This is a genomic window from Sulfurimonas sp., from assembly GCF_028694605.1.
Lineage (GTDB): Bacteria > Campylobacterota > Campylobacteria > Campylobacterales > Sulfurimonadaceae > Sulfurimonas.
In genome coordinates this window covers 1-11,618 of record NZ_JAQVKP010000022.1, presented here as the reverse complement: position 1 = coordinate 11,618, position 11,618 = coordinate 1, and the positions used below count along the sequence as shown (strand labels likewise).

At 39.4% G+C, this 11,618-nt stretch carries 11 protein-coding genes and 1 tRNA gene; 2 read left to right on the top strand and 10 right to left on the bottom strand.

The window, feature by feature from the left end:
* Nucleotides 1-82 precede the first annotated feature (82 nt).
* The 4 genes from PHY84_RS11035 to rsmH form a co-directional block, all read right to left on the bottom strand.
* Nucleotides 83-159: transfer RNA gene (locus PHY84_RS11035), tRNA-Ile, on the bottom strand.
* Nucleotides 160-205: 46 nt separating this feature from the next.
* Nucleotides 206-3,340, bottom strand: a complete 3,135-nt coding sequence (locus PHY84_RS11030; RefSeq protein ID WP_299859771.1) for an efflux RND transporter permease subunit — start codon at nt 3,338-3,340, stop codon at nt 206-208.
* Nucleotides 3,341-3,349: 9 nt separating this feature from the next.
* Nucleotides 3,350-3,628, bottom strand: coding sequence for a hypothetical protein (locus PHY84_RS11025; RefSeq protein ID WP_299859769.1), 279 nt, complete (start codon nt 3,626-3,628; stop codon nt 3,350-3,352).
* On the bottom strand, nt 3,629-4,552 hold the full coding sequence (gene rsmH, locus PHY84_RS11020; protein WP_299859767.1) for a 16S rRNA (cytosine(1402)-N(4))-methyltransferase RsmH: 924 nt from the start codon (nt 4,550-4,552) through the stop codon (nt 3,629-3,631).
* 94 nt (nt 4,553-4,646) lie between these two features.
* Here rsmH and PHY84_RS11015 point away from each other — a divergent pair, with 94 nt between their 5' ends.
* Complete coding sequence (locus tag PHY84_RS11015; protein WP_299859765.1) at nt 4,647-5,687, top strand: hybrid sensor histidine kinase/response regulator; 1,041 nt, start codon at nt 4,647-4,649, stop codon at nt 5,685-5,687.
* Here the strand turns inward: PHY84_RS11015 and PHY84_RS11010 are convergent.
* The 4 genes from PHY84_RS11010 to PHY84_RS10995 all read right to left on the bottom strand — a co-directional run bounded on the left by PHY84_RS11010 (nt 5,684) and on the right by PHY84_RS10995 (nt 8,910).
* Complete coding sequence (locus tag PHY84_RS11010; RefSeq protein ID WP_299859763.1) at nt 5,684-5,986, bottom strand: iron-sulfur cluster assembly protein; 303 nt, start codon at nt 5,984-5,986, stop codon at nt 5,684-5,686. The genes PHY84_RS11015 and PHY84_RS11010 overlap by 4 nt on opposite strands.
* Before the next feature lie 11 nt (nt 5,987-5,997).
* Nucleotides 5,998-7,230, bottom strand: a complete 1,233-nt coding sequence (locus tag PHY84_RS11005; protein ID WP_299859761.1) for a hypothetical protein — start codon at nt 7,228-7,230, stop codon at nt 5,998-6,000.
* Nucleotides 7,231-7,238: 8 nt separating this feature from the next.
* A complete protein-coding gene (locus PHY84_RS11000; RefSeq protein WP_299859760.1) occupies nt 7,239-7,574 on the bottom strand; it encodes a hypothetical protein in 336 nt (111 codons plus the stop codon).
* A gap of 76 nt (nt 7,575-7,650) precedes the next feature.
* A complete protein-coding gene (locus PHY84_RS10995) occupies nt 7,651-8,910 on the bottom strand; it encodes a glutamate-5-semialdehyde dehydrogenase (protein WP_299859772.1) in 1,260 nt (419 codons plus the stop codon).
* 48 nt (nt 8,911-8,958) lie between these two features.
* Between PHY84_RS10995 and PHY84_RS10990 the strand changes: the two genes are divergently transcribed.
* The gene (locus PHY84_RS10990; RefSeq protein WP_299859759.1) at nt 8,959-9,720 is read left to right on the top strand and encodes a pyrroline-5-carboxylate reductase; all 762 of its coding nucleotides are present in this window, start codon (nt 8,959-8,961) and stop codon (nt 9,718-9,720) included.
* Here the strand turns inward: PHY84_RS10990 and thrC are convergent, their stop codons facing one another.
* Both thrC and PHY84_RS10980 read right to left on the bottom strand, forming a co-directional pair.
* Nucleotides 9,721-11,193 (bottom strand): threonine synthase, encoded by a 1,473-nt coding sequence (thrC, locus tag PHY84_RS10985; RefSeq protein ID WP_299859758.1) that lies wholly within the window; start codon nt 11,191-11,193, stop codon nt 9,721-9,723. It lies immediately after the preceding gene.
* Nucleotides 11,194-11,234: 41 nt separating this feature from the next.
* Nucleotides 11,235-11,519, bottom strand: coding sequence for a hypothetical protein (locus tag PHY84_RS10980; protein ID WP_299859756.1), 285 nt, complete (start codon nt 11,517-11,519; stop codon nt 11,235-11,237).
* Nucleotides 11,520-11,618 lie beyond the last annotated feature (99 nt).

Below are 11,618 nucleotides of genomic sequence, written 5' to 3'. Positions count from 1 at the left end.
AAAGTGGGATAAGCTGTTTTTAACTTAAATTTTTGCTTTTGATTTTATACTTTGAAAGTTCGATGTTTGGGGAATTTGTAAGTGGTGGGTTCTAAGTGACTTGAACACTTGACCGCCCCGTTATGAGCGGGGAGCTCTAACCAACTGAGCTAAGAACCCACTTGTTACACAAAGAAAATATTGCTTTGTAGGGCGGAATTATATTTTAAATCACCTTAGATTTTTCTGATTTGTCGGCATCCTTAATTTTAAAAACTACCGCATATAGGAGCGGAACATAAATGAGATTGAGAAATGTTGCCCATGCTATACCAAAACCTAGAGAAATTGCCATGGGTTGAAGTATCATAGCCTGCCCTGATGCAAAAAATATAAGCGTAGATAACCCCAAAACGGTAGTTAGCGACGTCAATAGAATCGGGCGCAATCTTGTTTGTGCCATCTGCATCAACTCCTCTGTGTTTTTTGCATTTCTTATGAAACTAACAACTATAAGACCATCATTGACAACAACCCCTGCAAGTCCTACAACACCTATCATCCCCGGCATAGTTAAGTTGATACCCATTACCATGTGACCAAACAAAACGCCAAGTAAAACAAGCGGGATAGTACTGATGACTATGAGCGATTTTTTAATCGAGTCAAAGAGCCAAACAAGCGTTATAAAGATAAGAAAAATAGCGATAAGCGCAGATTGGAGCATCTCTCTTTTGTTTTTTGCATTCTCTTTTTCTTCCCCTTTTATGTCTATAACAAAGCCATCATTTTTAAGTTTTGCAAACGTTGGCTGGAGTTTTTGCATCGCCTCTGCAGATGTTATCTTTTTTTTATCAAGAGAAGCCATTACTGTTCTTATTCTCACGCCATTCTCTTTTTGCAGTGCGACAAATCCTTGCGTCATTACAAAATCACACACCTCACGCAACAGTACAAATCTATCCGAAGATGGAATTTGTACCTCAACTCTGTTGATGGAGTCTATCTGCTCGTTGATGCTGCTTTCTATCTTGATACGCACAAGTCCGCTCTCGTTGAACATCTTGCCATATTCGCCCTTGAGATAGTAGGAGCGCAACTCTCTGGAGATAAGCTCTTCATTGAACCCAAGCTGCTGTCCATACTCATTGACACGCAGCTTCAGCTCTTTTTCACCAAGAGTAGCATCATTGGATATATTACTCACGCCATCCATCGCCTTTAAAGCGTTTTGAAGCTCCTCTACCCCTTGAAGTATCTTTTGTTCCTCTTTTGCACTTAAGCTAATTTCAACATCTGAAGCGATAACCCCTGCCCCCGGAACCTTGACAACAAGCTCTTCAAAGAGTAAATTTCCCCCTTTTTTAAGTTCATGAAATGGTGCTACAACCTTTTCGACATCTTTTGCTATCACTATTGCGTCTCGTTGCCTCTTGAGCAACTCCTCATCATACTCTATGGAAAGATATGGACTTACATATACATCAAATACGTTTTCCGGTGCACGCTCGCTTAGGTCAATAAATATATGAAAAAGATGCTCACCTGTTTCTACTATATTTTTTGCATCAAGCTTAAAGCCGATAACAGATGTAATAGAAGAGATATCATCACCTTTTATATGCTTTAAAAGCTCATTCTCTAGCTCGGTGACAATATTTTCAGTATCCTCAAGCTCATTGTTTACATTAACCTTTCCGTAAACATGAACCTGTGTAGTATCAAAATCCGGAAAAAGTTGAAACTTTGAGTTTTTTAGCATCACAGCAGTTAGAGAGAGAATTGCTACAACCATCACGATAAGAGAAAGCCACTTTCTTTTGAAGAAGATGTGTAAGACAACGTTATGCCAAGAAGAGATTTTTGTCCAAAGTTTTTTTGTAAAACTCTGGCTGTGCGATACCTTTAAAAAGTCATGTGCATGAAGAGGCAAAAAGTAAAATGCTTCAAAAAGAGATGATAGCAAAAGCACTGCTATCATAATAGGAATGATTTTTATAAACATCCCCATTTCGCCACTAAGCAGCAACATCGGCAAAAATGCAAAAACAGTAGTAAGCGTTGCGGTAAGAACCGCAGGAAACATCTCCAAAGCCCCTACAATAGCTGCTTCCCGCCGCTCCATCCCCTCTTCTAGGTGTCTATAGATATTTTCAGCAACAACGATGGCTTCATCCACAAGCATCCCAAGAGCTATAAGTGCGCCAAGCAAAGAGAGCATGTTAAGACTGTCATCCATAAGTTCTGTTACTATGAGCCCTGTCATCAAACTCACAGGGATACCCACGGCAACAACGATAGCAATTCCGGAGTTGATAAAAAGCAGCATTGCTAAAAAGACAAGAGCAAGTCCAAAAGCTATATTTGCAAAAACAGTGTTCAAGCGGTTTTTTATCCAAACCGAGGTGTCTGCATAAATCTCATATTTAAGCTCCGGATGGAGTTTTTCCTGCTCTTTCAAAAGCGTGCGTATCTCTTTCACCAACGCAATCGCATTGCCGTCTTGTGACTTTGCTACATTGATAGAAATATTTCTTACGCCGTTATAATGTGATAGTTCAGACTCATCACTCAGTTCAAAAGAGACATCTGCTATATCGCCTATGCGAACCTTTGCACCGCCAACATTTACAAGAGTACTCTCAATAGCTTCTTTGTTTTTTTCTCCGTTGTATGTGGAGATGTAGAGGTGTGAACCCCGCTCTTTTATCGTTCCTACCGGAAAAACAGAGCTGATGTTCTTGATAGCTTCTATAGCTAAGGCAGGTTGAAGTCCATAGGCTAAGATTTTTTGCTCGTTTATGCGAATAACAAGCTCTTCATCCGCATCCCCTCTGATTGTTATCTCGCTGAGCTCTTTAAATTTGCCAAGCTCACTTTTAAGCTCTTCTGCTCGTGCTAAGAGTTCATCTTTTGGTCTATCTCCCGCTAATGCTACCAGTGCTAGCGGAAAGGTATGAAGCTTTATCTGAGCGATAGGTTCAGCCATATCAGCAGGCAAATCTTTTTTAACGCTTCCGACTATATCTTTGACATCGTTTAATACGTTTATGTTGTCAGAACCTCTTTTTATATCTGCTATAATCGAAAAAGAGCCGTTTTTGATGGTTGTTTTTATGGTCTCTATCTCTGCAATATTTTGCAAATCATCCTCTATTGTCTTAACCACCATTTTGTCTAAAACGTCTGCGGAAGTACCCACATATCCACCGGAGATGGTTACTTTGTCCATATTCATAGGCGGAAAAATCTCTTTTGGGATGTTTATATAAGAAAAAACAGAAAGCACAAAGATAAAAGTTAAAAAGATATGATTAAGAAGCGGTTTGTCTATGGCAAACTCTAAAAAACGGCGTAACATCAAAACCCTTTAAAAAAGTGTATCGAGAATCTGATTTTTAAAGCGTATCGACTCTACAGAGCTTTGAATGAGCCTGTTTTCCTCTTTAAGCGTATCATACTCGCCTTTTAGTTTTGCTATGTCTCTGCTTGTAAAATAAATCTGCTGCTGTATATATATCTTTGGAAAAAGCAGAGCAATTACAAAAAAAACACTAAGCACTACATAAAAAAAGTAGTTTAAATCCAACTCTTTTTTTGGATTTATAACATCATCGACTTCATTTAAAAGTTCTGTTTTATGGCTCATCTACACATCCATCTCAAATATACGCATCTTGGCACTTCTGCTTCTTGGATTTGCTTTGAGTTCATCATCTTGAGCAATAAGCGGTTTTTTTGTTACGATTTTCCCATAGGAATGGTTGTTTCCACATGTACAACGCATCGCCTCTAGCGGACAGATGCAGCTCTTGCTCCACTGGCTAAATCTATTTTTGACAATTCTATCTTCCAAAGAGTGAAAGGAGATAATAGCTACTCTCGTATTTGGAAATTTTGCCTCTTCTATGGTGTCCAGCAGCGATTCTAACTCGCCCAACTCATTGTTAACCTCAATGCGGATGGCTTGGAGAAGGAGCGTGGCAGGATGAATCTTTTTTGAGCTTGGCAAGAGAGGTTTGAGTGCATCAGAGAGCTCCTTAGCTGTAAAAAATGGGCGATTTTGTACGATAAAAGAGGCTATTTTTTTAAAATTTGTTAACTCCCCATATTCTAAAAAAATTTTCTCAAGTTCTCGCTGTGAGTAGTTATTGACCACATCGTATGCACTAAGAGGCGCATCTTTATCCATACGCATATCTAGTGTTTCACTGGAAAAAGAGAATCCCCTCTCTTTTTGATCAAGCTGAAGTGATGAAACTCCGATGTCTGCCAAAATTCCTCTGATTTGGCTAGGCTTATACTCCTGCAAAATCTCTTTAAGAAGTGATGCGAAACGCCCTTTTTTTATAACAACTCTCTCTTTGTAAGGCTCAAGTCTTGCGGTTGAAAAGTCGATAGCACTCTGATCTTGGTCGATTGCGATAAGCTTTATGCGAGGGTTTGCCTCAAGAAGCAGCGAGGAGTGTCCGCCGTACCCCATCGTACAGTCGATAACTATTCCCTCTTCTATCTCACCAAAAGCTTCTACTACCTCTCTATAAAGAACTGGAACATGAGGAACTGCTTGCATACCCTACCTACGGACTATTTTTATTACTATTATACATTACTTTTGTAAAGTTTAATTTTTCTTAGTGTATTATAAAGAAAAAAAAGTGGGCAAAATGCAAAGTTTTATCAACACATACTATATAGAAATTATCGGTGCAATTGCAGCGTTAAGCCTTTTAGCTATCTATTTCGTCCTTAAAACATCACAAAAAAAAGAGAACAATCAGTATATTTATGAAGACAAGCCCAAAACTACTCCATTGGAGGTTCCAATTGCGCGAAAAGAATCAAAAATTGATATCAAACCCGTTGAAGCTGCTGCGACACAACTCATCAAAAGAACAAAACGAGAACTTCTTTTGCATGGAAAAATAACCAAAGAGGATTTTGAGATTTTTAGAGGTACAAAAATTCTCATCGCAGAGGATAATGTTATCAATCAAAAAGTTATTGTTGGGCTTTTGTCAGCATCAGGCATTAGTATAACCATAGCAAACAATGGGCAAGAGGCGCTTAACATCCTTGAAAAAAACAAAAATTTCTCAATGATTTTTATGGATGCGCACATGCCCGTTTTGGACGGCTTTCAAGCAACAAGGGAAATCCGAAAAAATCCAAACTTCGAACATATTCCTGTGATTGCGCTAAGCGGTGATACTGCGGTGGATGACATCAAAAATATGCTGAGTGTCGGCATGGAAGCACATCTTGAAAAACCTCTCAAAATGGATGCACTCTACGATATCTTATATGCTTATACTACAGGTGATGAAGCCAAAAACAGTCTATCTAATGAACATGAAGATGAAGATTTAAAAGAGTTTGACACACATATGGGGCTTGAGATTTGTGGCGGTGACAAAAAGTTTTATCTGGAAATCTTACACGATTTTATCTCAAAATATTCAGATTCTGCAAAAATTATCCAAGAATATATAAGCGCTTCTGATAGTGCAAATGCAAGTAAAATGCTTCTTGATATCTCTGGCGTAGCGGCAAATATCGGTGCAGATGGACTCCATCAACTTGCGATTGACCTTAAAAGCAGCCTCTCAAACCCAACAGATATGGAGTATATAAACAATCTTAGAAAGTACAAAAGATCGCTTCAGCAAGCATGCGAAGCGATTAATGAATACACAAACCGCGCTTAACCTCTGTTAAGCGCTTGCTTGACATGCTCATCTGCCATAGAGATGTTCCATGCCGGTTCCCAGACTAAGTCAATTTCCACGCTTTTAATACCCGCCATTTTTTGCACAGCCTCTCTTACCCACTGCATGATAAGCTGGTGCAAAGGACACGCTTTTGTGGAGAGCGTCATCTTAACATAGGCGTTTCCGTCTGCATCACATGAAGCATCATAGATAAGCCCCATCTCTACAAGATTAAACCCTACTTCAGGGTCAAGAACAGTTGAAATCGCTAAAAATAATTCCTCTTTTGAATACATAACCTAATCCTTTATTTATAATTTATCATATAAAAAACACTTTTAACAAACGCAAATACACCAAAAAGTAAAAATGATGCACCTGCTTTTATAAGTATCTCATTTTGCAGCAAAAGTGCTACAGCTACTACCACAACACCTGTGGCGCTAAAGAGAAGTTGTGCAGAAGAACTCTTTTGTGGAAGCATATCTGCAAGCATAGGGACTTTTTGCTTTCCCACAAGCGGAGAAAATCGCTCAAACCAGACTAAAAAAGGGATGATTTTATAGATATGCCCTGTAATAATAAATCCAAAAAATCCAAAAAACATGAGCCACCCGGCACTCAATATAAAAGGTTCACCCGCTCCTAAAAAGTAGAGAACTCCCAACACCAACGAAACCATAAAAGAGACATAAGAGAAAAGAAGCGACTTTGCATAGATATCTATCTCTTTTCTGGCTCTTGTTTTATAAATCACCCTTACGAAGAAGAAGTAAACAACCATCGCCGCCACTGAGAGTGCATATCCAAAATATGCCAACGCTCCTATGCCGCCAAGCGAAGAAGCCACGACAAAAAGAGCCGCAATACCTATCATAGTCATGGCGATTTTTAGCGGTCTCATGGAAAAGCCGTGTGAAAGTCCAAACATAGGTATCAAAACTGCCGACAATCCCATAATTGTCACAACAATATAGCCAACAACAACTAAAAAAACATGGCTTCTTAGCAGTGCATCTATATCTATGCTTATCATTCCCGCATATCCAAGCGACATCACAAGACCAAAAATAATTCCAAAAAATAGAAAGATGTTGGCAATAAGCACACTGCTCATTACAAGTGTAAGTTTTTCGACTTTTCTTATGGTGAGAAATATCTCCATCACAAAAATCATCATAGCTATCAAAACAACCACTCCGCCAAAAGGAAGCAGCATAGGATAGCTAAAACCAAAAACCATCATCACCGTACCGATGCCAAGAAGCGGCCATATAGCATAAAAGAGCTCAACTCCAAAATGTCCGACTTCCAAAACAACAGGAACCAACTGCGCCATCGCACCAAAGATAACCATCATCACAAACCCGAGCAAAAAGAGGTGTACAAAGCCAAGTATCTTTGCATCAAGCAATGAAATATTTTGATGAGCGATAGAAAAGATATAAAATACCGCCGCTAAGTAAAAGAAGCTCCCCACGATAAAGAACGGGGAGATAAGCTTAAAAGGCGGCGCAAAATCTTGCGAAATCGAAAACATCTCTTTGCCTAGTGGCGGATATTTTCAAGATCCGTGTTTGCTGCACCATTGCTTGAGAAAGTAACTTGCGTCAAACCGCCCTCAACTTCCTGCATTTCATAAGAGATATCATTTGAAAGCTTTGCAAAAAGACCACCCGGTGCTTTATGGTTAATCATAACAAGCTTATCTTGTGTTCCTTGGATAAGCTTCAAACCGCATACCGCATTTACCATCGGATCTGGCGGACCGCATTTTGATGTATCAAAGTAGTATGTACTCTGACCATCTTTCTCAAGTTTAAAAAAATCAACGGTTGCCCCGACTACTTCTATCTTTGCAGCTTCGCTTGGAATTAAAGACATAATTCACTCCTATTTTAAATATCCCTAATTGTAGTTTATATTTTAAAGAGAGACGTTGATTTGTATCAACCATAAGCTATCTTATTTGTCCGCTTCCATAAATTTTAAATTTATAAGTTGTAAGTCCCTCGATTCCCATCGGACCTCTTGCATGGAGCTTGTTTGTGCTGATTCCCACCTCTGCCCCAAAACCAAAAGCGCCTCCGTCCGTAAAACGTGTTGAGGCATTAAGATAGACCGCTGCTGCATCTATAGCATTTAAAAACTTTTCTGCGGTTGTAACATTTTGTGTCACTATCGCCTCGGAGTGCCCCGAACCAAAACGCACGATATGCTCTATCGCACCCTCAACCCCGTCAACAACCCTGATATTTAAGATATTTGCAAGATACTCTGTGTCGAAATCCTCTTCCGTAGCATTTGCGACATCGATAATAGCCTGAGTATTTGCACACCCTTTAAGCTGAGTATGTGCCTCATCAAAAGCGGTTTTAAAAAGCGGTAGCGCATCTTTGGCGATGGCACTATCAACCAAAAGCGTCTCCATTGCATTGCAAACTCCGGGGCGTTGTACTTTTGCATTGATAGCGATTTTGATTGCATCGTCCAGCTTCGCATCTTTATCGACATATGTGTGGCACTGCCCTTTATCGTGCTTGACTACACTAACAGTTGCATTGTCACAAACATATCGTATAAGACCCTCTCCGCCACGCGGAATAATCAAATCGACATACTTATCCATCTTTATAAGCTTTGCAACACCCTCTCTTGAGGAGTCAGGAATCAAAGATATAAGCGATTTTGGAAGAGCATTTTTCTCCAATACGGCTTGAAGCACCTCTGCAATAGCTCTGTTTGAGTTCTCTGCCTCTTTACCGCCTTTTAATACACAAACATTTGAACTTTTAAAACAGAGTACAGCAGTGTCACTCGTTACATTTGGGCGAGACTCATAGATAATGCCGATTACGCCGATTGGAATCGTTACTTTCTCTATCTTTAACCCGTCTTGTGTTACCCATCCATCAAGCACACGTCCCACAGGTTCTTTAAGAGCAGCTATCTCTTCTATCGCCACTGCCATTGCATCAATACGCTTCTCATCAAGATAAAGTCTATCCATCAAAGCTGACGATAGCTCATTTTTTTTGCCATCAGCCATATCTTTTGCATTTGCCCCTATAAGCTCCATACTGTTTGCTCTTAGTGCTTTTGCCATCTCTTTTAAAATTCTGTTTTTTTGAGCGCCGCTAAGCTCTGCTAAAACTCTGCTTGCATTTTTTGCTTCTTGTAAAAATTGCTCCATTTTCCTCTTTACCTGCTTCTCTTTGATATTTCTTTATGATGATGTTATACTACCATAAAAAAATCAAGGGTTTTTATGCAGACTATAACTTTTGTCGGAAATGGAAATATGGCTCTAAGTATTGCAAAAGGGCTAAAAGAGAGCTGCAAAATAGAAGTTGTGGGTAGAAGTTTTGAAAAACTTGAAAAATTTGAAAAAGAGCTTGGCGTAGATGTAGAAAAAGCTCTTCTTGATGGTTTTAATATCGAACAAAAAACAGTTATATTTTGTGTCAAGCCATCAAACGTAGAGGAAGTTGCTTCCAAATTTACAGGAAGAGCAAGAGTAATCTACTCTGTTTTAGCAGGGACAACCTTAAAAAAATTGAGAGAGCATCTAAATCCTTATGCCCTTGTGCGCTGCATGCCAAATCTCGCTGCAAGTGTGAGCAAATCCATGACTACGCTTACCGGTGATAAAACTTACAAAGACGAAGCTAAGGAGTTGCTTGGAGCTATCGGTACGACACTTTGGCTGGAGAGTGAAAAAGAGCTGGATATTGCAACGGCACTTGCAGGAAGCGGTCCTGCCTATCTGGCACTTATCGCTGAAGCACTTACTGACGGAGCTGTCAAAGAGGGGATGAAAAGAGCCGATGCGATGGCTGTTATGCGCGGACTTTTTGATGGTTTTGGGATGCTTATACAAGAGATACACCCCGCACTTCTCAAAGATGCGGTTATGAGCCCAGGAGGAACAACTGCGGCAGGATACGGTGCACTAGAAGATAGCGCAACCCGTGCTGCGTGCATCAATGCTATTGAAAAAGCACATAAGAGGGCAAAAGAGCTCTCTTGATTATAAAAACTTAAGTATCTCTTTTTCTATATCTTCTTTTTCTATAACGGTTTTTTGAACTATCTCTTTGGCAAAGAGCTCTTTAATCATCGAAGGTATAGAGAGCTTCGCCTCTTTTGCGATTGACTCTAGCGCAACGATATCTTGTGCATCAACCTCGCCTGTAAGCGCATTTGCTATCACAGGAGAGAACTTTGTCCACTCGGCAGTTGAGTAAGCAATTGTTTTTATCCTAGGATTTGAACATGTCTCATAAGACTTCATACATGTAGCCGTATGCGGATCCATTAAGTAGCCGTTGTTGTCAAACGTATCTTTTATATAAGCTTTGCCCTCATCGCCCGTACAAAAATCTGCATCAAAACTTTTTTGAAGTTCCATTAACTCTGTACTGCTTAGTTCATAGAAGTTTTTAGACTCCAAATCTTGCATCAACTCTCTTGTTCTCTCGTAACCAAACATATCATAGAGAATGCGCTCTACATTAGATGATTTTAGAATATCCATCGCAGGGGAAGTCGTGTTGAGAACATGAGCATCTCTTAAATCATACTTTCCTGTTTTGATAAGTTTTGTAAGAACATTGTTTTCATTTGAAGATATAATGATTTTTTCAACCGGCAACCCCATTTTCCACGCATAGTAAGCCCCAAGTGCGTTTCCAAAATTTCCACTCGGTACATTGAGATATACCTTTTCGCCCATAGTAATAGCACTTTGGCGTACAAGTTCGAGATAACTGTGGATATGGTAGATAATTTGAAAGATAATGCGCCCGAAGTTGACTGAATTTGCAGCAGAAAGAAGAATATTTTTCTCTTTGAGTGCCGCTTTAAATTCAGTGGAAGCCAGAAGTTTTTTAAGTGCGTTTTGCGCATCGTCAAAAACACCTTTAATACCTATGACTTTGAGGTTTTTCGCATCTTCAGTAACCATTTGAAGTCTCTGAACATCGCTTGTGCCGCCATCTGGGTATAGGCATACTACCTGAACATTTGCACGATTTTTAAAAGTCTCTAACGCCGCCGGACCTGTATCTCCGCTTGTTGCAGCAAGGATAAGATAGTGTTCATCTCTTTTTTGTGCGATGGATGAGAGAACAATACCAAAGGGCTGCAGTGCCATATCTTTAAAAGCACGAGTAGGACCGTGATAAAGCTCACTTACATAAAGATTCTCTTTTACTTTTACTACCGGAACGGGATTGGAGGGGTCATCGAATTTGTCATAAAGACTGAGTGCTTCATCAATTACATTTTTTTCAATATCAATTTCAAAACGTCCAAGCATAGCAGCAGCAAGTTCTTTATAAGAAGAGTTCAGGTGTTCGTTTAAAAACGCTTCTCCTAACTCCGGTAAATTTTCAGGTACATAAAGACCGCCAAAAGAGGCGATTGGACTTAAGATAGCCTCTGAGAATGTTACACTCTCAGCTCTTGTTTCATCACATCCGCGTGTTTGAATAAAGTTCATATTGTTCTGCCTAGATTTTTTTTGAAATTATAACTAAAAACCTAGCGTCTTGACCCCTGTTTTGAATCATGTTTAAAGAAAGAAATCAAAATAGCAATCAGTATCAAAGCAGCAACGATCTCATACCCTATCATCCAAACAACTAAAAATGCACTGAACTCAAGAAGCATAAAATGCTCAAATTTGCCGCCTGCTACTGCAAAAAAGAGAAAAGTTGCCCCCATTAGGTATGGAATGGCGACAAAGTAAAATGTATAAAAAATTCCTTCATACCCTTTAATTACTAAAAGATAATCGCTAGAGCCACTTGCAAATTCAATCCCCACCAAGTAGCTAATTTTTCATTGTAGCTATTTTTTACTTTAAAAAAATCATTCTCATTTTGCTTTCGCGTTGTTTTGCTCTAATTAACTCAATTTTCTTAA